Raw genomic sequence first — 23257 nt, 5'->3', positions numbered from 1 at the left:
CTATGCACTTAAATTACCATTTCTTACAGTACCTCTGCCCTGAGATCGCAAAATCGCTAGTCGGCATGGAGCTAATGGAATGCTTCTCCCAACATAAAGATGAGCTGGTGATGGGTTATGCTGCTGAGGAAAAATCCCTGCATATAAGGGCCCATCTCAACCCCTCCAATCCCTGCATCAGTTTCCCTGATGACTATAAGCGATCCAAAAAAAATAGCGCAAACCTATTCCCATTAATCATGGGGGCGACCGTGCGCGCGATAAAGGTAATCCCCTTCGAAAGGTCCTTTGTAATTAATTTCTCCACCGGTCACCTCCTGCTGTTTAAGCTGCATGGAAACCGAAGCAATATCCTTTTGTATGCAAATGAAACCAGCCAGCCGCTCAGTCTCTTCAAAAATGAACTGAAAGAGGATTGGAATCTGAGTCTTGACGAGCTTGCTCAGGACCTGGATCTGAGCAAAAGCCGATTTTATGAGCTGGAAGGAAAAGCCGCAGCTTTCTTACCCACCCTTGGGAAAATACCCAGAAATTGGTTAAAATCACAAGGCTATATAGAAGCTGAAATCGAGCAGAAATGGGTCTTAATTCAAGAGATTTTGGATATGCTGGAAAGTCCGCTCTTCAGCATATATCAGGAGAATGGGACTTATTATTTATCCCTTCTACCAGTCCCGGAAGCCGAGTTCCAATCGGCAGATCCCATCTCTGCCTGTAATTACTATTTCCAAAAGGCCGTAATATTTCAGGCATTTGACCGGGAAAAATACCAGCTTCAAAAACGCCTCGAAGATCAGGTAAAAAAGACCAAAGCTTATATTCAGAAAACCTCCCAGAAACTCGAGGAACTGGAAAGTGCCACACCGCCCAGCAGGCTAGCGGATATCATCATGGCCAACCTGCACCAAATCCCCAAAGGGGCCACCGAGGTGGAGCTTTTTGACTTTTATAATAATACCACAATAACGATCAGCCTAAAAAGGGAAGTAAGCCCCCAGAAGCAGGCCGAAAACCTCTATCGTAAAAGTAAAAATCGGAAAATAGAGGTCTCAAAACTTGAAAACAATTTATTAGAGAAAGAGGAGTTTTTAGAAACTACCACCGCACAAGTCCAAGAACTACTGGAGATCGATCAGTTCAAAGAGCTCAGGGATTTTGCGAAGGAAAATTCACTGAGCCCTGGCAAGAAGGTGCAAGAGGAATCCCTGCCTTTCAAAAAACTAGAGATCGATGGTTTTGATGTATTGGTGGGACGCTCCGCTAAGGCCAATGATATTATGCTACGCATGTATGCCTGGAAGGATGATATGTGGCTTCACGCCAAAGATGTCTCAGGATCGCACGTAATCATCAAACACCAGTCCGGCATGCAATTCCCCAAGTCCACCCTAGAACGGGCCGCAGAGATCGCCGCATACCACTCCAAGAGCAAGAATGAATCTGTAGCCGCAGTAATCTATACTCCCTGCAAATTTGTAAGAAAGGTAAAGGGTTCTCCTGCGGGAGCGGTGATGGTGGACCAGGAAAAAGTCATTCTGGTCAAACCCCAAGGTGGATAAGAACTGACATTAAACTTTCTCAGCGAAGATCAGCTCAAGCCCTATCGCTCCTAGTGAGCTGCTTAAGGTCCAATAAAATGGCTACTTGAGCAGGGAATCAAAACCCAGGCGCGGTAAAAGATTTTTAGTTTATCAAAATGCATGATTCATTTACCATCATGCTTAAAGTTTATTTTGAGCAATAAAAAAGGCACCTTGATTGCTCAGGGTGCCTTTTTGTATTTTATAAATAGGATAGAGCTTACTCTACCACATGAATTTTCAACATATTCGTTTTGCCTTTGCTCTTCAACGGCATACTTGCGGTATTGATCATGACATCTCCCACTTCCAGATCACCCAGTTCTTTCAGGCTATCCTGGATAAAGGTGATGGTTTCATCCGTAGAAGTCTGCTCACCATCAAAATAATAGGCGGTCACCCCCCATACTAAGCTCAGCTGAGTGATGAGTGTTTTGTTATGGGTAAAGACAAAGTTCTTAGCAAAAGGTCTGTGAGAAGCGATTCTAAAGGCGGTAAAACCAGAAGCGGTAATACCTACGATAGCTTTGGCATTCACATTTTTTGACAAGCCTGAGGCCATCATAATGACATTATTGCTCACATAAGTCGGATCATCTTCACGCATCTCATAGAGATAATGATAGACATCAGAGTTTTGCTCGATATATTGGATGATTTTGGTCATGGCTTTCACCGCGTGCACCGGATAGGATCCTGAGGCAGTCTCAGCAGATAGCATCACGGCATCCGCTCCATCAAGGACGGCGGTGGCGACATCATTAGTTTCTGCACGGGTAGGGCGAGGATTTTGGATCATACTTTCCAGCATCTGGGTGGCGATGATCACCGGCTTGCAGGCCTTCTTACATTTCTCCACAATACGTTTTTGCCAAAGTGGCACCATTTCCATAGGCACTTCAACACCGAGATCCCCTCGAGCGACCATCACACCGTCGGTAGCTTCGATGATTTCATCGATATTATCCAGTGCTTCAGGCTTTTCGATTTTGGCCACGATGCGGCAGTCTTTTCCTTGAGCCTTGATGCGTTTCCTAAGGTCCACGATATCCTCAGCAGATCTCACAAAAGACAGGGCGATCCAGTCCACTTCTTTATCTAAGCCAAAAGCTAGGTCTTTGATATCCTTTTCTGTCAGGGAAGGAGCACTTACTTTGGTATTAGGAAGGTTGATTCCTTTTCTGGATTTCAATATACCACCATGCACGACGGTACAGTTTACATTTTTTCCGTCGGTACTGTTGACGGCCACTTCGAGGTTTCCGTCATCGATCAAAATACGATCGCCGGGCACCACGTCCTGTGGTAGGTTTTGATAGACGGTACTCACCAGTTGGGAGGTACCGATTACGGGATCATTGGTGATGGTGATCGGCTCACCTTCTTTGATCTCGACGCCGTTGTCTTGTACTTCGCCTACGCGGATTTTTGGTCCTTGCAAATCCTGAAGGATCCCTACATTGAGACCATAGTCTTTGTTGATTTTGCGAATCAACTCGATGACTTCTGCATGGCCATCATGATTTCCGTGGGAAAAATTCAATCTAAAAACGTTTACACCTGCTTTCACCAGATCGGTGAGTGTCTTTTCGTTATTTGAAGCAGGCCCAACAGTTGCCAAAATCTTGGTTTTCTTATTTGCGATGGGTAAGTTCATTTTTAATGTTTTATAATTTAATAGGTTAATAGGTTCTCTTTTGACTTCAGTTTGTTGACATCGATTTTCACTACATTTTGAATATAATTACTTTTCGACAGCTGACTGATGCAGTCCGGCAAATCTGTTTCATGGGTAAAATCTTGCATTAGAAGAAAATAATCCATGACTTTCAATTCGGGTACAAGATACAGTGTTTGTCCCGAATCTGAAAAAGAACGGTTCTTTAATAACTGAATATAACCATGTTCTTTTTCCAAAATAAACCGGGAAATGACCAATCGCGGTTGATTGAGAAATTTCAGTGTAAAATCCTCAGAACGTACCATATTGATACTCAATGAGTTATTCACAGACCAAGCCATCTTATAGTCTTTGAGCGGTGCCATAATACCCAACAGGTCAAATTCATAAATATGTTCTACTTGGAGTTTTGTTTTCCTCATAAAGGAAGCATTTTTAAAAAAACAAAATTAAAAATAATTGTCCAACTTCTATGTTTCCGAGGAATATCTTAAATTTAGTTATCGGTTTTTTTTGACATTAAGCGTATAAATATATTTCTTTGCGGAGTGTTTTAACTAAACTAATCACAAAATGTCTGAAATTGCACAAAAAGTAAAAGCCATTATCGTGGATAAGTTAGGCGTAGAAGAATCAGAAGTTACTCCTGAAGCGAGCTTCACTAATGACTTAGGCGCTGACTCTCTCGATACGGTAGAGCTTATCATGGAATTCGAAAAAGAATTCAACATTTCTATTCCAGACGACCAAGCCGAGCAAATCGGTACAGTTGGTCAGGCTGTAAGCTATCTGGAAGCAAACGTAAAATAATTTAACTTCTCAAAATTCATTTATGAATTTAAAAAGAGTTGTAGTAACAGGTTTAGGTGCCCTCACCCCACTAGGCAATACCGTTCCGGAATTCTGGAAGGGGCTGTCTAATGGAGTGAGTGGTGCTGCTCCTATTACGAGATTCGACGCATCTAAATTTAAGACTCAATTTGCCTGCGAGATCAAAAATCTCGATATCGAGGCATTTATAGATAGAAAAGAAGCCCGCAAGATGGACCCCTTCACACAATATGCGATGATCGCATGTGATGAAGCGATGAAAGATTCAGGCTTGGACTTAGATTCAATAGACCTAGCCAAAGCTGGAGTCATTTGGGGTTCAGGTATCGGCGGACTAAAAACTTTTCAGGATGAGGTAGCAAGTTTTGCTACAGGAGATGGAACTCCGCGTTTCAACCCCTTCTTTATTCCAAAGATGATCGCTGACATCAGCGCAGGATTTATTTCCATGAAGTATGGCCTTCAAGGTCCCAACTTCGTCACTGTCTCTGCTTGTGCCTCTGGCACCAATGCATTGATTGATGCTTTCAACTATATCCGTCTTGGCAAGGCTAATGTCTTTGTCTCGGGAGGATCGGAAGCAGCAGTCACTGAAGCGGGAGTAGGTGGATTTAATGCCCTGAAAGCTTTGTCACAGCGAAATGATTCTCCAGAAACTGCCTCTAGGCCTTTTGATAGGGACCGTGATGGATTTGTTTTAGGAGAGGGTGCTGGCGCAATTATTCTGGAAGAGTACGAACATGCCAAAGCTCGTGGTGCCAAAATCTACGCTGAATTAGTAGGTGCTGGTATGACAGCTGATGCACATCATATTACTGCTCCTCACCCTGAAGGGGTAGGCGCTGGAAATGTGATGAAATTCGCCTTGGAGGACGCAGGAATGCAACCTGAAGATGTGGATTATATCAATGTGCATGGTACTTCGACACCGCTGGGAGATGTATCAGAAATTAAAGCGATTCAACGTGTATTCGGTGATCATGCGTACAAGCTGAATATCAGCAGTACCAAATCCATGACCGGACACCTGCTGGGAGCTGCGGGCGCTATAGAGGCTATTGCTTCTATCATGTCCATCCAAAATGACTTGGTACCTCCTACCATCAACCACTTTACGGATGATGAAGCATTTGACGACCAGCTTAACCTGACTTTCAATAAAGCACAGGCAAAAACTGTAAATGTAGCCTTGAGTAATACCTTTGGATTTGGCGGGCATAATGCTTCTGTCATCTTCAAAAAAATAACTGAGTAGACCGACCTTGAAACTATTTCGCAAACTCAGAGTACACGAACTACTTTACAATAAAAAAGATAAAGGGCTTGCTGCTGCCATCAAGTTGATGGTCGGCCGCAAGCCTTTAAACTTATCTCTTTATAAACTCGCTGCCCGCCACTCCTCTGTAGCAGAGGAAATAAAGCATGGCGTCAAAGCGAGCAATGAAAGACTTGAATTTTTAGGCGATGCCGTACTCGGTGCTGTGGTCGCTGAATTACTTTTCATCAAATTCCCCTATCGGGATGAAGGTTTCCTAACCGAAACACGCTCAAGAATCGTAAATCGCGAATCCCTAAACCGTGTAGGCCAAAAAATAGGCCTCTCCAAAATCGTGGAATCAGACCTTTCACAAAAAGGCCTCTATACCCACAAATCCATCTATGGAGATACCCTAGAAGCCCTCGTCGGTGCCGTGTACCTCGACCGTGGCTATATCTTCTGCAAACACTTTATCCTGACCAAAATTATTGCCCCTTTCTTTGATCTGGACAATATCATCACCACCACCACCAACTTCAAAAGTAAAATCATCGAGTGGTCCCAGAAAGAAAGTAAGGAAGTGGAATTTGTCCTTCAATCAGTCAATGGATCCCAGCGATTTAAAGAATTTACAATCGAACTGAAAATCGAAAATGAATTCTTCACCGATGGTAAAGGCCCCACCAAGAAAAAGGCAGAACAGGAAGCTGCAAAAAATGCATGCGAAAAACTTAATTTGGCAGTATAGAATCCTATATTTGCCAAATATGTTTCTTGATAAATCCTGTATATTTTAGCCTATACAGGCTTTTCATTTATAACCATACTTGCAAAAAATGTCAAACCTCAAGATAGGTGGTGTCACCGTAAACCAGACTCCTCTGGACTGGAAGGGTAACCTGGACAATATCCATAAGGCAATCCGTGAAGCGAAGGAAAAAAATATCGAACTCCTCTGTTTCCCCGAACTCGCCATTACCGGATATGGAAGTGAGGATCTTTTTTTTAGCCAATGGTATCCCAAAAAAGCACTTCAGCAACTCCAAGCGCTACTCCCCCTTGCCGAGGACATCACCATCTGTATCGGACTGCCCATCCGCCTGGAGCAGCAGCTGTACAATTGTATCGCTATTCTGGAGGATCAAAAACTCAAAGGAATTGTCGCGAAGCAGTTTCTGGCCATCGATGGCGTTCATTATGAATTCAGATGGTTTAGCCCCTGGCAAGCAGGCAAAATCGCCACCTTTGATTTCTTCGGAACAGAAGTTCCCCTTGGCGATATGGTGTTTGACAAAAAAGGCATCACCTATGGCTTTGAAATCTGTGAAGATGCCTGGCGAGGAGACAAAAGACCCGGCTATCGCCTAAAAGACCGTAACGTTGACCTTATCTTCAACCCCAGCGCTAGCCATTTTGCCATGGGCAAGAGCAAGCTCCGGGAAGAACTAGTCACTGAAAGTAGCATTCACCTGGACGCCACCTATTTCTACGTCAACCTCCTCGGCAATGAAGCCGGCCGGATGATTTTTGATGGGGAAACACTAGTCGCCAAAAACGGTAAATTATACTATAAAAACCCTCTCTTATCATTTGAAGATTATCAAGTCCATGAGTACAATATGGACCATGGACTTCCTCCGCTTCCGGAAAACTCCCTTGATCATGATAAGAATACTGAGTTTACCCATGCGGTGACCCTGGCACTCTTTGACTATATGCGCAAAAGCCGAAGCGCTGGATTTGTGCTTTCCCTCAGCGGAGGAGCAGACTCCTCTTCCATCGCAGTCCTCGTGGCAGAGATGGTACACCGAGGCTGCCGACTCTTAGGTTCACATCGCTTTATCGAAAAAGCAGGCTTACTGGGCAAAGTCTCCACTGATGCCAGCCCGAAGGAAATTATCGGACAGGTATTGACCACCGCCTATCAAGCTTCAGAAAACAGCTCTCAAGACACCTTGGACAGTGCTCAGTTTCTTGCCAAAAGCCTTGGTGCTTCCTTTCACCATTGGAACATCAGCGAGGAGGTGCAGTCTTATTCCTCAAAAATCGAAACGGCTATCGGCCGTACATTATCGTGGAAGGAAGATGATATTGCCTTGCAAAACATACAGGCACGGGTCCGAGCACCCATCATATGGATGCTGACAAATATCAAAAATGCCCTGCTCCTGGCTACTTCCAATAGGAGCGAAGGGGATGTGGGATACGCCACCATGGACGGTGACACCAGCGGAAGCATCTCCCCTATCGCCGCAGTGGACAAGTACTTCTTGCTCCAGTGGCTGCAATGGGCCGAAGAGCAGCTGGGATATGAGGGCCTTGCCAAGGTAAACGCCCTCCAGCCTACAGCCGAACTCCGACCTCAAGACCAGCATCAGACCGATGAACAGGACCTTATGCCTTATTCCGTGATCGTCGATATAGAAAAACTGGCCATCCGCGAATACCGCAAACCTGCAGATGTATATCTAATACTCCTGGAAGAACTCGATATCCCCGCCCCGCTGCTAAAAAACTACGTAACTAAGTTCTTTAGATTATGGGCCAGGAACCAATGGAAGAGAGAAAGGTTTGCCCCTTCATTTCATCTGGATGACTTTAATGTGGACCCTAAAACCTGGTGTCGATTTCCGATACTTTCTGGTGGATTCACCGAAGAATTAGCAGAATTGGATCAATTAGATTGAGAATAAAACTAACTTAGCACAAACGAACTAGACCAATAATGATCAATACGATTATCGATTATATTGTTTGGAGCCCAAATCCAGCTGTTTTCCCAGCGATAGAGAGGATCCGATGGTACAGCCTTTTATTTGCTTTGGGATTTATCCTCTCACAGCAAATCATCTTATATATCTTCAAAAAAGAAGGACATGATGAGCGTCTTGTCGATAAGCTCACCATATACATGGTCCTCGCGACCATCATCGGCGCCAGATTAGGCCATGTACTTTTCTACGAGCCCGAAAAATACCTCAGCAATCCCATAGAAATATTAAAAGTGTGGGAAGGTGGACTGGCCAGTCATGGTGCCGCCTTCGCCATCTTATTCTCCCTCTGGCTATATGTCCGCAATACTCCCACCCAAAGATACCTCTGGGTGGTGGACCGAATCGTGATCGTGGTGGCCATGACCGGAGCACTTATCCGTCTGGGGAATCTGATGAACTCCGAGATCGGAGGCAAAGAGACCGGCTCTGACTATGGAATCGTCTATGCCCGGGATACCGAGGAAATCCTCATGACCCTCAATGCTCCTGTAGAAGATGTATCCGCCTATAAGCCTTCAGATCGCGATCAGGAGGACAATGGCGACGGTAGAGTCCCAGTAAATTTTGACTTGGAGATTGCCAAAGGCAGCTATTCTGAAGCCGATCTTCGTCGGACCATAGAAGCTGATGTCAAATATGTATTGACCAAATTCAGAAGCTCCACCAAATACATGGCAGAGTCCCAAGATAGCCCGCTAGATTACAGCCTCACCGATGAAGGGGATCACTATTTGGTAACCGTAAAAACTTTTGGGCTGTCTAAGCATCCTACGCAGATATACGAATCAATATCCTATTTCATCATATTTTTGGTATTATTTGGACTATGGAGGAAACATAAAGAAAACCTGCCCGATGGATTATTATTAGGAATATTCTTGGTTTCAGTATTCGGAATGAGATTTGTTTGGGAGTTCTTTAAGGAAAACCAAGTGGATTTTGAGGAGGAACTGACATTGAATATGGGGCAATCGCTGAGTATTCCGCTGGTAATCGCCGGGGTGGTCCTCATCTTCAGAGCGCTCAAAAAAGGTAATCCAAGCAAAAGTTAAGGCACAGGGTCATGCCCATGGCCTCCCCAGGGATGGCAGCGGGCAATTCGCTTTATACCTAACCAGCCTCCTCTAAAAGGACCATGCTTTAGGATGGCCTCTTTGGTGTATTGGCTGCATGTAGGCGTAAACCTACAGGCAGATGGAAAAAGCGGAGAGATCAAGTATTGATAAAACAAGACTGGTAGTATGGCGATATTTCGGATTATGTTCTTCAAATTAGAGGCTAATAGCGAATAGAATCATCCACAATAATACAAAGTTCCATTAAGTGTTACAAAAAAGACCTATAAAACAAGACAAAGGCTCAGCATTCACCAAATGCTTAGGAGTATTGGGCTGCATATTGTTTTTATTTTCTTTGCCAGTACTCGCTCAAGATTCCACCGCTACCGTCACCTACGAGCCTAGCAGCGTGCCCAAGGGTATTCCTGATAGTGTAAGTGTTCATAATGTCTATATCGTAGGAAATGAAAAGACACGCAAAAATATTATCCTGAGAGAAATTGACATTCGCCCGGGGATAAAATACGATTGGGAGGAATTTTTGGGAATACTGAAATCTGATCAACAGCGGGTCTATAACCTGCAGCTATTCACCTCCGTCGAGATCACACCGCTATTTGTGGATGGGGAGGAAGTGGAAATCTTAGTATCCGTAAAAGAACGATGGTATGTGCTGCCTGGAATTATATTTGACCTGGCAGACAGGAACTTTTCCGAATGGTGGGTCAACCAAAACAGGGATTTCTCCAGGGTAAACTACGGCCTGAGCTTATATCATAGTAATGTGGGCGGCCGAAATGAAAAGCTAAGAATCATGGGACAATTGGGATTTACCCAGGCCTTTGATCTGGTCTATAGCATACCCTATATCGACAAGGACCAGGAACATGGCCTCGCCATGCGCTTTAACTATAATACTAATAAGACCATCGCAGTGAAATCAGCGTATAATAAGCAGGTTTTCTACACCGATGAAGATGAGGATATCCTGAGAAAAAACCTCACCGCCAGCCTTCAATACACTTACCGAGGTAGTTATTATAATTTCAACTACCTGACCATCGGCTATAGTGACACCAAAATCAACGAGGACGTATTGAGCCAAAATCCTAACTATTTTCTTGATGACGGTACCCGGCAGAAGTACTTTTATGCTGCCTATAATTTCAAACACGATCGAAGGGATAATGTGGCCTATGCCACTGATGGAGAGCTGATCTCCGCGGGGCTTACCCGATATGGCTTACTGACTAATGATGATGTCAACGAAACAGAACTTTCATTGGTCGCCAATAAATATTTTAGATTTAGCGACAAAAGTCACTATGTCACCGGAATCTCCCTATCCTCTTACCTCAGCCCCTCTCAGCCTTATACCTTGGTCAGAGGGATTGGCTACAGCCCCGACTTCATCAGAGGTTACGAGCTCTATGTGATAGAAGGACAGCAGACCTTCCTTAACAAAAATAGTTTCCGTTTTCAGCTTTTTGATGTGGCTTATGATATATCTAAGCTCATCCCGATTGATGAGTTTAGCACCTTTCCCATTACCGCTTATATTAGTGCCAATTTTGATCATGGATTTGTCAATGATCGAAATCACATCCCTGAAAATACTGCCCTTACCAATAACTATCTGTATGGATATGGACTCGGCCTGGACCTTGTCACTTTTTATGATCAGGTGATCCGCTTTGAATACTCTATAAACAGCCAAAATCAAGGAAGCTTCTTTATCAATATGAAAGCACCATTATAGGTCAATAGCCTTAATTTTTTATCCCTTCGCTTTTTTATATTCTCATTTCTATTTATATTATTTCATCTACATTTTTAAACAGTTTATTTATACATTAATGAAGGTTATATTTACTTCTTTTATGTATTTTTTCCATTTCTGCATCTCGATAAGTTGGGCACAGAGTGGAATGGAGGTGTTTCCTGCGGGAGCCAGGAGCAGGGCTATGGCACATGCTCAAGTAGCAATCGCCGATGAGTGGAGTCTATTCAATAATATAGGAGCAATAGGCAATCTGAAAGAGTCAAGTATCTTCTGTTCCTATGATCAGCGCTTGGGGATCAATGATCTGACCACGCTGGGAGCCGGTGCAGTAATCGCTAGTGATTGGGGGAATTTTGGTCTGGGCGTCAGCCGCTATGGTGGTGAGGTATTTAACCAGCAACTTATTAACGTGGGCTATGGTCATCAGATGGGAATCGCCAGCCTTGGCGCACAGCTCATCTATCTCCAAACCAATATAGAAGGCTATGGAAAAAGGGCGGTTCCGCTTATTGGATTTGGAGGTCGGGCAGCATTGAGTCCGGAATTCTACTTCGGAGCTTATCTATTCAATGTCGGAAGGGCCAAATATGGACCTGATACAGACGACTACTACCCTACAGTCCTGCAAGTGGGCCTCGCCTATCTTCCAGAAACAAAGCTTTCTGTTAGCCTGGAGGCAGAAAAAGACATCCTTTTGCCAGCAAGTTTCAAAATGGGTTTGGAATATAATCTGGTACATAAATTCTGGGCCAGGTGCGGCGCTTCCACAGCCCCTTCCAACTTTCACTTTGGATTAGGCTTCCGCCCCAGGAAATTTAAAATCGACTATGCCCTAGGGCAAAACAATAAATTGGGCAGCACGCATCACTTCTCCATGTCCTATATCATCCACTGATCATGCGGGCCATTCTGAGCATACTGACCCTTTTGCTTAGCGTTGGTCTTAGGCCTTTGATGGCTCAGGATGAGTTTGATTTTGAACGATTCGCGGAAGAACTATTCTCCATGCAGGAGGAGGACATTGATTATGAGCAGGTCTATGAATCTCTTTTGCAGCGATTCTTAAATCCCCTGGACCTCAATGCCTGCACCTCCGATGAACTGCAGTCCACCTATATACTCTCCCCGGAGCAGGCCAATGCCATCATTACTTATCGCAACCAGCTGGGGCCTTTCATTTCCATTTATGAGCTTCAGGCAGTGCCGGGTCTGGACTTGAGCACGCTGCAGCGCTTAAAGCGATTTATCTACCTTAATGACAATGCTACCAAACGAGCCAAAAAATTCATTCCCAGGATACTTTCTGAAGATGGGGCTTATTTTATCTACCGCTATCGGCAGAATATAGAACAAAGAAAGGGCTTCACTGCTCCCGATACGCTCAGCAATGGCAGCCTGACCAGCCGGTATCTTGGTGCTCCTTCCGCCCAATACTTAAGATTCAGAAGCCAGCATACCGGTGATTTCAGTATTGGGCTGACTATGGATCAGGACATGGGGGAGAAATTTACCTGGTCGCCTTCCTCAGGAAGATATGGCTACAATTATCTCAGCTATCATCTCAGTCTCTATAATCGTAATAAATGGAAAGTAATTAGTCTGGGAGATTATCAGGCCCAGTTTGGGCAGGGGCTGGTCTATGGTGCTGGCTTTTCTATTGGAAAAGGAGCAGAAACCATCACCACCACTAGGAGAAGCTCCACCGGGATCAAACCCTACACCTCGGCTACCGAGCAAGGCTATTTCAGAGGCTTGGCCGCCACCTACCAGTTTGGCCGAGTCGAGGGAAGTCTCATGGCCTCCTCCACACCGATTGATGCCACTTATGAGTACCTGCCCGATTCCTCGCGCTATATCCAGTCCATCAGTGAAAGCGGCTACCACAGAACCCTTACAGAGATCAGTAGAAAATCCAATAGCCAAATAAGAAACTTAGGCATGAATGCCAATTATAATTCCGACAATAAAAGACTACAGATCGGCATTAACAGTTTATTCAGCAGCTATGAGGCACCCTATTTCAGAAGTCCACAGCCCTATAATCAATTTGAGTTTGGGGGAAAGGACAATTATCTTCACAGCTTATATTTTTCTTATAATCACCAAAACCATTTTTTCTTTGGCGAATATGCTCAGTCTAAAAGTCGGGGCAATGCAGCTGTTTTGGGAATGATGAGCAGCCTGAGTCATGATTTTGATATGGTGGTGCATGTGCGCAAATACGACAGGGATTTTCATTCCTTTTATGGAAATGCCTTTGCCGAAGGCTCCAGACCCATCAATGAATCAGGCCTCTACCTCGGCCTCAGCTATCACCCCAGCAGGAAATTTCAATGGTCAGGATATATCGACCAATTTAAATTCCCTTGGCTAAGATACAGGCTGTATCAGCCCTCCACAGGCTATGAATGGCTCAATCGACTCAGTTATAGCCCTTTTAAAGCCCTGAAAATATATGCTCAAATGAGAGAGGAAGTAAAAGATCGAAATAGATCCAGCGATGCCAATGCCGACAACACCTATCAGGTAATCACCGGAATAAAACGAAATTACCTGATCAATATGGATTATTCCATTTCCAAAAATATTATGATAAGGACACGATTGCAGACCAGCACCTTCGATTTTGATGGAAAAAAAACCAGTGGATATACTCTGGTACAAGACCTAAATATCCAGCATCGTAAGTGGAAATGGGGATTTAGAGCAGCCTTATTTGATACCGAGGATTATGACAATCGCCAATATGTCTATGAAAAGAATGTATTATGGGCATTTTCTATTCCCAGCTATTATGGACAGGGGCTAAGGTATTATGTTTTGGGCCAATATCAGGTCTCCAGAAAATTGACCACATGGATGCGATGGGCGAGGACGAGCTATACCGATCGGCAAAGTATCAGCAGCGGACTTCAGGAAGTCCAGGGCAACCACCTTAGCGAACTGACCCTGCAACTTCGCTACCAGTTCAACAAATAAAATACGATGAAGCAGCCCATTCCATCTCCCCTTTCAAAAAGGAAGGACGCCATTACTTCACCCATCAATTTCTCACTAGCCTAAGCCTCCACTTTATGATATCAACAAAAATTCTCTTCTACAACATTCTTATTTAGCAGGGTACTTTAGCCCTAAGTCCTATAGAATATCACAGGCAAAGGACTTTAGCCAGCACAAAAAGACTCATTCATATTATAAATCGATAGGTTTGGTAGCCTATTCCCTATAAATTTGTTTCCAAGACACTATCTAAAATTCCGACTATATGCAAACGGCCATCCCTCCACAAGCTTTGGAGAAACCCTATGAAATCACCTTTCACGATGATACTCGCATTGATCTTTTTTATTGGATGAATGACAGGGAAAATCCGGAGGTCATCGACTACCTTAATAAGGAAAATGACTATCTGGATGAGCAGATGAAAGCGACGCTTCCGCTTCAGACTAAGTTATTTGACGAAATGAAGGCCAGGATAAAGGAGGATGATGAAAGTGTCCCCTATCTGCGGGATGGTTTTTGGTATTATTCCCGCTACCAAAAAGGAGGCGAATACCCTATTTATTGCCGAAAGAAAGAGGGTGAAACGGAGGAACAGGTTATTTTGGATGTAAATAATATTGCCGAAGGCCATGAATATTTTAATGTAAATGGACTGGCAATCGCCACCAATCAGCAACTTTTAGCCTATTCGGAAGATCATATAGGTCGCCGTATCTATTCCATCAAATTCAAAGACCTGGTAACGGGTGAATTGCTGGAGGACTTCATCCCTGAAGCCACCGGCAATATGGTCTGGGCCAATGATAACAAAAGCCTTTTCTATGCCCGCCAAGACAATGAAACCTTGCGCTCTTACAGAATTTACAAGCATATTCTGGGCAGCCCCGTGGAGAATGACGAATTGATATTTGAGGAAAAAGATGACACCTTCACCTGTCAGGTGTCCAAGTCAAAATCCAAGGAATTCTTATTCATCGAGAGTTCCAGCACCGTATCTTCCGAAATCAGATTTACAAATGCCTCACAGCCTGACTCCCCATTTTCTTTAGTTCAGGAACGTATTCGGGATTTAGAATATAGCGTGGAGCACTTTGGGGAAGATTTCATCATCTGGACCAATGCAGAAGGAGCCAAAAATTATAAAATTGTAAAAACGCCAGTTACACAGCCTTCGAAAGACAATTGGAAGGACCTCATCTCCCATCGGGAAGATATCCTAGTGGAAGGTTTTGATATTTTCAGCCAATACCTTGTATTGGAGGAGCGCCAGCTGGGGCTTACACAGATCATGATTCATCCGTGGGACCAAAGTCCTGCCCATAAGATCACCTTTCAGGATCCGACTTATTCTGCATGGATTAGTTATAACCCACAATTCGACACTCACCTGCTTCGTTTCGGGTACAATTCGCTGACGACGCCATCCTCCACTTATGACTATAATATGGAAGACCGCAGTCAGGTGCTGCTAAAGCAGCAAGAAGTGGTCGGAGGATATTCCATTTCCGATTACGAAGCCGAGCGACTTTGGGCCACCGCCGAGGACGGGACACAGGTGCCCATTTCCCTGGTGTATAAGAAATCCTTATTCAAAAAAGACGGCACCAATCCGCTCTTGCAATATGCTTACGGATCTTATGGATATAGCACTGATGCCGTATTCAGCTCTAACAGGCTCAGTCTTCTCGATAGAGGATTTGTCTTTGCCATTGCCCATATCCGTGGTGGGCAGGAAATGGGCCGAAAGTGGTACGATGAGGGTAAAATGCTTCAAAAGAAAAACACCTTCACTGATTTCATAGCGTGTACTGAGTTTTTGATCAAACATAATTACTCATCCTCTGAGCAGCTCTTCGCCATGGGTGGAAGCGCCGGTGGCTTGCTGATGGGCGCCATCATCAATATCAAGCCCGAGCTCTACAAAGCAGTGATTGCAGCGGTTCCATTTGTGGATGTGGTCACCACGATGCTTGACGAAAGCATCCCTCTGACCACTGGGGAATTTGATGAATGGGGAAACCCAAAAAACAAGGAATATTATGACTATATGCTCAGCTATAGCCCTTATGATAATGTAAAGGCACAAGACTATCCAAATATTCTGGTCACTTCCGGGCTTCATGATAGCCAAGTGCAATATTGGGAACCTACCAAATGGGTCGCCAAATTGAGGAAGCTTAAGACCGATCAAAACCAGGTCCTACTTTATACCAATATGGATGCAGGACATGGTGGAGCCTCGGGAAGATTCCAATCCCTGAAAGAAACAGCCTTGGAATATGCATTTCTTTTAAAATTTTCGAACTAATAAAAGCCCCAATTACGGGGCTTTTATTTTCTACTTATTTACCTATTATTAATAAATTAACTTTAAATAAAACAATTTTTTAAACTCTTTGTACCAAATACATTCTCCACCCTATCAACGACTCCAATAAGCCAATAAGACGTAAGGGTTTAAAATGCTATAAATCTCATTTTTTATAATTTGAAATACATTTTTATTTATTTAAAAATGCTTAATTTTATACTCCAAACTTTCCACTAGTAGAATTTTAGGTGGGCCACATAAATTATCGTAGTTATGATTACTACAACAGAGCAACGAAATAAAAGAACCATTATAGATTTGGTCAATGAAAGTTTAAGCTTTCATGCCCAAGAGGTCGCTTTACAGCATGACCAGACTTTTTTGACTTACCAGCAACTAGCAGACCGGAGTAATCTCCTGGCAAACCAGCTGGTCCTTCAAGGAATCAAGCCAGGGGATACGGTGCCCATCTGTGCAGAGCGCTCCATAGAAATGATTATTGGTATCCTTGCTATTCTGAAATGCGGTGCGGGCTATGTACCTGTGGCTCCAGAATTCCCGGAGGAGCGGAAGAATCATATTATTGCCGCTTGCCAAAGCAAGTTGGCACTTTACACCTTAGCCACCTCCTCCGAAGCCTCTACTTTAGCGAGCGCATTTATCATTCAGGATCAGCTAAAAGAAGGGAATAGCATCCTAGCTCCGCAGGTAAAAATCCTTCCTGAGCATCCTGCGTATGTCTTATTCACCTCCGGAAGTACTGGAGAGCCTAAAGGGGTAAAGATGGCTCATCAGCCATTGGTAAACCTCCTTCTATGGCAAAAGAAGGTCGCCCAATCTCCTTCTCCGGCCAGAACCATACAGTTTTCCAAATTTACTTTTGACGTATCTTTTCAGGAGATATTTGCCACGCTAAGTACGGGCGGATGTCTGGTATTGATCGATGAGGATACTGTAAAAGACCCCTTAGCGCTCTTGCGTCTATTGGATAAACAACAGATCGAAAGGTTATTTTTGCCATTTGTGAGCCTCCAGTCTCTTGCCAATACGGCAGTGGCTCATGGCGTCTATCCCCAATCTCTAAAGGAAGTAATTACGGCTGGAGAACAGCTTAAAGTTACCGAAAAAGTGCGTCGCTTTTTCGGAGAATTAAATCAGTGTACCCTTCAGAACCAATATGGTCCCACGGAAACCCATGTGGTATCTCAACTAACCTTGGCGCCAAAAGATCTGGCACAATGGCCGGAACTTCCCTCCATCGGTTTCCCAATCGATGGCGTAAGGCTGTGGGCTTTGGATGCAAACCATCAACCTCTAGCCAATGGCCAGGAAGGAGAACTGGCGATAGGTGGGATTTGCTTAGCCGATGGCTATTTCAATAAGCCAGAGCTTACGGAGTCTAAGTTTATCTCTATCGTCGATGGCGACAAAAACAGCCTTCGAGTATATCTCACAGGTGATTTGGTGAAGATCAAGGATAGCCAGGAAGTCATCTTCTTGGGAAGAAAAGACGATCAGGTAAAAATCCGTGGGCATCGCATCGAACCAGGGGAGATCGAGACCGTCCTGGCTCGCCATCCGGAAATAGAGCAAGTGGCAGTAACTGCCCGTGAATATGAGGACGGCCAAAAATACCTGGCGGCTTACTACAGTTCTGGTAGCTCAAAACTATCTTCACAAGCCCTAAGTGGCTATTTGGCTAATCTCCTACCTGAATATATGGTCCCCTCCATATTCTTTAAGGTACGGGAATTCCCAAGGACCATCAGTGGCAAAATTGACCGTAAGGCCCTGCCCAATCCTGTCAACAAAAGAGAAAACATCAACAGCCCGGTGGTATGGCCATTGGGTGAATTGGAAGCTTCTCTCTGCAAGATATTCAGCAAGATCCTGCATTATGATCAAGTAAGTACTTCTGATAATTTCTTTGACTTGGGAGGAAACTCCCTCTTGGCGCAGCGCTTATCTATAGAAATCAAAGATCAGCTAGGCAAAGAGGTACCGGTCACCAAAATATACCATAAGCCAAGTGTCGCTGGAATAGCCCAGCTCATCAGCAATACTGGTAAAAAATCAAAAAAATCTCACAAAGCAAAACCGCAGAAATCAGGTAAAAAGGTGGCTATCATCGCGATGTCCGGCCGATTCCCAGGAGCGGAGGATATTGCTAGCTTCTGGCAAAATCTGGTGGAAGAAAAGGAATCGATCCGTTTCTTCAGCGAGGAAGAGATCGACCCTATGGTCTCTGAAGAAAAGCTTCGTGACCCCAACTATATTAAGGCTCGTGGAATACTCGAAAATGCTACGGATTTTGACCCAGCATTCTTCGGGATCAACCCAATCCAAGCCTCATTGATGGATCCCCAGCAAAGAATCTTTCTGGAGCTTTCATGGGAATTATTAGAAAAAACGCAGCATAAATACACTGCTGATGATTATAAAATAGGGGTATTTGGAGGAACCAATAACAATACCTATTTCCAGAAAAACCTCCTTCCCAATCAGCAATTGATGGATCGGCATGGAGAGCTAAATGTCATGGCTCTTAATGAAAAAGATTATGTCACCACGCGTACGGCCTATCATTTTGACCTTAATGGCCCAGCGGTGAGTGTACATTCTGCCTGCTCCACGTCCTTGCTAGCCGTGGCCCAAGCGGTACAGTACATTCGTACGGGACAGTGTGATATGGCTATTGCTGGGGGAGCCACCGTTTCTTCTCCCATCCATGCTGGTCATCTTTACCAAGAAGGCGCTATTTTCAGTAAGGATGGGCATTGTCAGCCTTTTGACGAGCAGGCTTCTGGGACGGTATTCAGCGATGGTGCAGGCGCCATCATGCTTAAGAACTATGACCTGGCTATTCAGGATGGAGATGATATCCTTGCCACCATCACAGGAATAGGCGTCAATAATGACGGCGCCCAAAAGAGCTCATTCTCTGCCCCTAGTGCGGAAGGACAGGCAGGTGCCGTCCTTACAGCCATCGAGGATGCTGACATCTCTGCGGCCACCATCAGCTATATTGAGGCACATGGCACTGGCACGCCGGTGGGAGACCCTATAGAAATGGAAGGCTTAAAGATCGCTTTTGGTCCTCAGGAGAAAACCAATTACTGCGCAGTAGGCTCTGTAAAAAGCAATTTGGGTCACCTTACCGCCGCTTCCGGCATCGTCGGGCTGATCAAGACCGTGTTATCTATTCAGCATAAATACCTTCCTTCCACAATTGGATTTACTTCTGCAAATCCATTATTAGACCTGGCGGACTCTCCTTTTTATATCCAAAAGAAGGGTAGCCCTTGGAAGGCTGACTTCCCCTTGCGAGCAGGTGTAAGTTCCTTCGGCATCGGTGGGACCAACGTCCACATTATCCTGGAGGAAGTCAGCAAGAGCGAGCAGACCTCCGACGCCAGCACTGCTCCTTTTCATTTATTGGCCTTCCAGGCCAAAACTGAGAACAGTATCAAATTATATTACCGAAAGCTACTTAGATTTTTGAAGGAATCACCTTCCCTCAATTTGGATGATCTCAGCTATTCCAATCATATAAAGGTGGGAAATTATTCCCTAAAGAGTCATTTAGTATTCCAAAACCAAATGGATCTGGTACGCCAATTAGAGCGAGCTATTTCACATGGTTTACCTTTGCAAAAACTATCTACCGTATCGAATAAACTAAGCTTCCTCTTCCCCGGCCAAGGGGCTCAATATCTTAATATGGGAAGACAGCTTTATGATGCTGCGCCAATATTTAGGGAAGCCTTAGATCATTGCAGTGCCTTATTCGAGCCATTAATCGGCAAGTCTCTATTAGAGATCATCTATCCTGACATCGAAGATTCGGTGGCAGAAGATCAGCTGAGAGACACCCAATACACCCAGCCGGCCATCTTTGCGATGGAATACGCTCTGGCTAAGCAGTGGATTTCCTGGGGCTATGAGCCTGATATCCTTTGTGGACACAGCATTGGGGAATTTGTCGCCGCCCATTTGGCAGGAGTATTTACCTTGGAAGACGTGGTAAGATTGGTGGCAGTTCGCGGCAAACTGGTAGCAAAACTGCCTACAGGCGATATGCTGTCAGTACGAGCAAACCACGAAGAAATAACTAAGATCCTACCTGCCAATCTATCTATGGCAGCTATCAATTCCCCAAAACTCTGCGTGGTGGCGGGTCCTGAGGAGGAGATTCAGAAATTCATTTCACTTCTAGACCAGCAAGGGATATTAAACAAAAAACTGTTTACCAGCCATGCTTTTCATTCCGCGATGATGGATCCAGTCCTGGAGGACTTCCGCAAGGAAGTGCTTAAGGCGACACTTTCAGCCCCCAAAATTAGAATATTCAGCACCGTCAGCGGTAGAGAATTAAAAATTGAGGAGGCCACTTCAGCAGATTATTGGACCAATCACTTACGCGCAACGGTCAAGTTCAGCCCTGCAATTGCGGCTCTTTTGGATGATTCCCCAGGCACGGCCTTGGTGGAAGTGGGACCTGGAAATGTACTCTCCTCGCTTACAAAACAGCATCCCGAAGCCAAAGGAATACCCACCGTCTGCAGCATGGAAAGACGCCAGGACGATCATGAATATAAGCAACTGTTGGATAGCTTAGGACAGTTACATGCCGCCGGCGTGGAGATCAACCCAACTTCCTTTTATAAAGGACAATCCAGAAATAAGCTAAAACTGCCTACCTATGCCTTTGACCGGCAGCGGTGCTGGATCGAGCCCGTGGTCATAAACCGCGACAACTCCTCCATGCAAGCAGAAAATCAATCCTCAAATTCTCCCTCAACACCACAACAGACTACTACTCTAATGAGACTACCCGCATTAATTGAAAAAGTAAAGCAAATTTTAGAAGAAGCTTCAGGTTTAGAATTAAATGATGCACCCTTGGATGCTACTTTTTCTGAGCTAGGGCTTGATTCACTTTTGTTGACTCAGCTCTCCTTTACTATCAAAAAGGAATTTGGCACCCAGGTTACCTTCAGACAGCTGACCTCCCAATATGATACTATTCAGGATTTGGCGGGATATATGGATCAGCAGCTCCCTGCTGACCAGTATCGACCTGCAGCTCCAGTACAAACGCAGCAGGTAACTCAAGCAGCTGCGCTAGCCCCCTCAAACCATTTGCCTGCTAGCGCTACTTACGCATCTATGGGTTCTGTACAGACTTTTAGCCAAAACGGTAGCAACTCTGCTATTGGCCTGATTGGTCAGCAGCTGGAGATTTTATCCAAGCAACTGGCACTTTTGCAGCAAGGAGCTCCTAGTCCTAGCCACACGAACGGCACACCCTCCCCGACAGCAGCTGCGCCTATGCCCCTACCAGTTGCTAGTCCTGTTAAGGCAAGTCCTGCACCGATGGACGCGGCCGAAGAGGCTGCCATCAAGAAACCATTTGGAGCTACGGCGCGAATCGATAAAAACAAACAAACCTTACCTGCAAAACAGCAGGAGTTTATCAGTGATTTTATAAAAAAATACACCAGTAAAACCGCCAAGAGCAAGGCTTATACTCAGGAAAACCGAAGCCATATGGCCGACCCAAGAGTAGTGAGTGGCTTTAACCCGGCCATCAAAGAAGCGGTGTACTCTTTGGTAGTGAACAAATCCAAAGGCACCAAACTCTGGGATATCGATGGAAACGAGTATTTAGATATTTTAAATGGCTTTGGATCCGTTTTATTTGGCCATGGGCCAGATTTCATCAATGAGGCATTAAAAGAGCAAATCGAAAAAGGCTACGAGATCGGCCCCCAGCATGAGCTATCGGCGGAAGTATGTCAGCTGGTATGTGAGCTGACAGGGCATGAGCGATCTGCGCTTTGTAATACTGGCTCAGAAGCGGTGATGGGAGCTTTGAGAATCGCCAGGACGATCACCCAGCGCCCACTTGTGGTAGCCTTTAACGGCTCCTACCATGGAACCTTTGATGAGGTAATCGTTCGGGGAACCAAATCCCTAAAATCATTCCCTGCTGCAGCCGGAATCATGGCCGAGTCTGTGGAAAACATCCTGATATTGGATTACGGCACTGATGAGGCTTTGAGGATTATCGAAGAACGAAAAGATGAAATCGCCGCAGTGCTAGTAGAGCCTGTCCAAAGCCGTCGTCCAGAATTTCAACCCATAGACTTTTTGAAGAAGGTAAGGCAGATCACCAAGGAATCAGGAACGGCCTTGATATTTGATGAGGTAATTACAGGTTTCCGAATGCACCCACGTGGCGCTCAGGGGCTCTTTGGAATTCAGGCTGACCTCGCCACCTATGGTAAGGTGGTCGGCGGCGGACTACCTATTGGCGTGATCGCTGGTAGCAAAGACTTCATGGATGCCCTGGATGGAGGATTTTGGCAATATGGAGATGAGTCGGTACCTGAGATTGGGGTGACTTATTTTGCAGGCACTTTTGTACGTCATCCACTGGTACTTGCCACAGCAAAAGCGTCCTTAAAATTCCTAAAAGAAGACCAAGGAAAGCTTCAAATCAGGCTTGGCCAATATATTCAAAAGTTAGCCGACGAGATGAATTCGTTCTTCACCGAAAGCAATATTCCAGCATATATTGCCAATTTTGGCTCTCTTTGGAAAATCAAATACCATGAAGAGCTGCCTTTCACAGAGTTATTGTTTACCTTGTTTAGAGAAAAAGGACTTCATATCTATGATGGCTTCCCTTGTTTTGCCACAGCAGCTTATGAAGAAAAAGATATCGACACGATCATTCGTGTCCTCCAAGAAGGGATAAAGGAAATTGTGGAAGCTGGATTTTGGGGAGAATTTAAGCTTTCAGGATCAGGCCATGATGGGCCTAAAATGGAAGCTGTAAACACTGCTGAGCCTCCCCTTCCGGGAGCTCAATTAGGAAAAACTCCCGAGGGTGAGCTGGCATGGTTTATTGCTGACCCTAAAAGACCGGGTAAATTTCTTCAGTTGGATTATGGAAAAAGCCTAAGCTAAAAT

Annotated in this window: 14 protein-coding genes; 11 read left to right on the top strand and 3 right to left on the bottom strand. The window is 44.7% G+C overall.

Translation table 11 applies throughout. The features are described 5' to 3' along the window. The first annotated feature begins 2 nt into the window (after positions 1 to 2). Positions 3 to 1559, top strand: a complete 1557-nt coding sequence (locus B050_RS0106565; RefSeq protein ID WP_026235698.1) for an NFACT RNA binding domain-containing protein — start codon at positions 3 to 5, stop codon at positions 1557 to 1559. Positions 1560 to 1800: 241 nt separating this feature from the next. Here the strand turns inward: B050_RS0106565 and pyk are convergent, their stop codons facing one another. Continuing rightward, a complete protein-coding gene (pyk, locus tag B050_RS0106560) occupies positions 1801 to 3237 on the bottom strand; it encodes a pyruvate kinase (protein WP_018473102.1) in 1437 nt (478 codons plus the stop codon). Positions 3238 to 3254: 17 nt separating this feature from the next. Next, complete coding sequence (locus tag B050_RS0106555; protein ID WP_018473101.1) at positions 3255 to 3683, bottom strand: IPExxxVDY family protein; 429 nt, start codon at positions 3681 to 3683, stop codon at positions 3255 to 3257. Positions 3684 to 3834: 151 nt separating this feature from the next. Between B050_RS0106555 and B050_RS0106550 the strand changes: the two genes are divergently transcribed. From B050_RS0106550 to B050_RS0106530, 5 genes are all read left to right on the top strand, one after another. Beyond that, complete coding sequence (locus B050_RS0106550) at positions 3835 to 4071, top strand: acyl carrier protein (RefSeq protein ID WP_010855324.1); 237 nt, start codon at positions 3835 to 3837, stop codon at positions 4069 to 4071. 22 nt (positions 4072 to 4093) lie between these two features. Further along, positions 4094 to 5347 carry a beta-ketoacyl-ACP synthase II gene (gene fabF, locus B050_RS0106545; RefSeq protein WP_018473100.1) on the top strand — a complete coding sequence of 418 codons (1254 nt, stop codon included), beginning with the start codon at positions 4094 to 4096 and terminating at the stop codon, positions 5345 to 5347. A gap of 7 nt (positions 5348 to 5354) precedes the next feature. Beyond that, complete coding sequence (rnc, locus tag B050_RS0106540) at positions 5355 to 6098, top strand: ribonuclease III (protein WP_018473099.1); 744 nt, start codon at positions 5355 to 5357, stop codon at positions 6096 to 6098. Between the two features lie 88 nt (positions 6099 to 6186). After that, positions 6187 to 8037 (top strand): NAD(+) synthase, encoded by a 1851-nt coding sequence (nadE, locus tag B050_RS0106535; RefSeq protein ID WP_018473098.1) that lies wholly within the window; start codon positions 6187 to 6189, stop codon positions 8035 to 8037. A gap of 38 nt (positions 8038 to 8075) precedes the next feature. Then, positions 8076 to 9176 carry a prolipoprotein diacylglyceryl transferase gene (locus tag B050_RS0106530; protein WP_018473097.1) on the top strand — a complete coding sequence of 367 codons (1101 nt, stop codon included), beginning with the start codon at positions 8076 to 8078 and terminating at the stop codon, positions 9174 to 9176. Here the strand turns inward: B050_RS0106530 and yidD are convergent. Next, the gene (gene yidD, locus B050_RS23050) at positions 9173 to 9394 is read right to left on the bottom strand and encodes a membrane protein insertion efficiency factor YidD (protein WP_083923242.1); all 222 of its coding nucleotides are present in this window, start codon (positions 9392 to 9394) and stop codon (positions 9173 to 9175) included. The genes B050_RS0106530 and yidD overlap by 4 nt on opposite strands. A 128-nt stretch (positions 9395 to 9522) precedes the next feature. On the opposite strand from yidD, the gene B050_RS0106525 reads away from it, so the two are divergent. The 5 genes from B050_RS0106525 to B050_RS0106505 all read left to right on the top strand — a co-directional run bounded on the left by B050_RS0106525 (position 9523) and on the right by B050_RS0106505 (position 23254). Beyond that, a complete protein-coding gene (locus B050_RS0106525; protein WP_018473096.1) occupies positions 9523 to 10941 on the top strand; it encodes a POTRA domain-containing protein in 1419 nt (472 codons plus the stop codon). A gap of 97 nt (positions 10942 to 11038) precedes the next feature. Continuing rightward, positions 11039 to 11860: a PorV/PorQ family protein gene (locus B050_RS0106520; protein WP_044201895.1), complete on the top strand. Its 822-nt coding sequence runs from the start codon at positions 11039 to 11041 to the stop codon at positions 11858 to 11860. 2 nt (positions 11861 to 11862) lie between these two features. Further along, positions 11863 to 13944 (top strand): ComEA family DNA-binding protein, encoded by a 2082-nt coding sequence (locus B050_RS0106515; protein WP_026235697.1) that lies wholly within the window; start codon positions 11863 to 11865, stop codon positions 13942 to 13944. A gap of 286 nt (positions 13945 to 14230) precedes the next feature. Continuing rightward, positions 14231 to 16276, top strand: coding sequence for a S9 family peptidase (locus B050_RS0106510; RefSeq protein ID WP_018473093.1), 2046 nt, complete (start codon positions 14231 to 14233; stop codon positions 16274 to 16276). Positions 16277 to 16552: 276 nt separating this feature from the next. Beyond that, positions 16553 to 23254, top strand: a complete 6702-nt coding sequence (locus tag B050_RS0106505) for a type I polyketide synthase (protein WP_018473092.1) — start codon at positions 16553 to 16555, stop codon at positions 23252 to 23254. Positions 23255 to 23257: the final 3 nt, after the last annotated feature.

Source organism: Echinicola pacifica DSM 19836, from assembly GCF_000373245.1.
Classification (GTDB): domain Bacteria; phylum Bacteroidota; class Bacteroidia; order Cytophagales; family Cyclobacteriaceae; genus Echinicola; species Echinicola pacifica.
Note: the sequence above shows the minus strand (reverse complement) of the source record. Positions and strands in the feature narration are given on the sequence as shown.

Coding starts and splice junctions, on each gene's coding strand:
- B050_RS0106555 (WP_018473101.1), bottom strand. CDS start 3,683: ATGAGGAAAACAAAACTCCAAGTAGAACATATTTATGAATTTGACCTG.
- B050_RS0106520 (WP_044201895.1), top strand. CDS start 11,039: ATGAAGGTTATATTTACTTCTTTTATGTATTTTTTCCATTTCTGCATC.
- B050_RS0106550 (WP_010855324.1), top strand. CDS start 3,835: ATGTCTGAAATTGCACAAAAAGTAAAAGCCATTATCGTGGATAAGTTA.
- B050_RS0106505 (WP_018473092.1), top strand. CDS start 16,553: ATGATTACTACAACAGAGCAACGAAATAAAAGAACCATTATAGATTTG.
- B050_RS0106565 (WP_026235698.1), top strand. CDS start 3: ATGCACTTAAATTACCATTTCTTACAGTACCTCTGCCCTGAGATCGCA.
- B050_RS0106510 (WP_018473093.1), top strand. CDS start 14,231: ATGCAAACGGCCATCCCTCCACAAGCTTTGGAGAAACCCTATGAAATC.
- B050_RS0106515 (WP_026235697.1), top strand. CDS start 11,863: ATGCGGGCCATTCTGAGCATACTGACCCTTTTGCTTAGCGTTGGTCTT.
- B050_RS0106530 (WP_018473097.1), top strand. CDS start 8,076: ATGATCAATACGATTATCGATTATATTGTTTGGAGCCCAAATCCAGCT.
- pyk (WP_018473102.1), bottom strand. CDS start 3,237: ATGAACTTACCCATCGCAAATAAGAAAACCAAGATTTTGGCAACTGTT.
- fabF (WP_018473100.1), top strand. CDS start 4,094: ATGAATTTAAAAAGAGTTGTAGTAACAGGTTTAGGTGCCCTCACCCCA.
- nadE (WP_018473098.1), top strand. CDS start 6,187: ATGTCAAACCTCAAGATAGGTGGTGTCACCGTAAACCAGACTCCTCTG.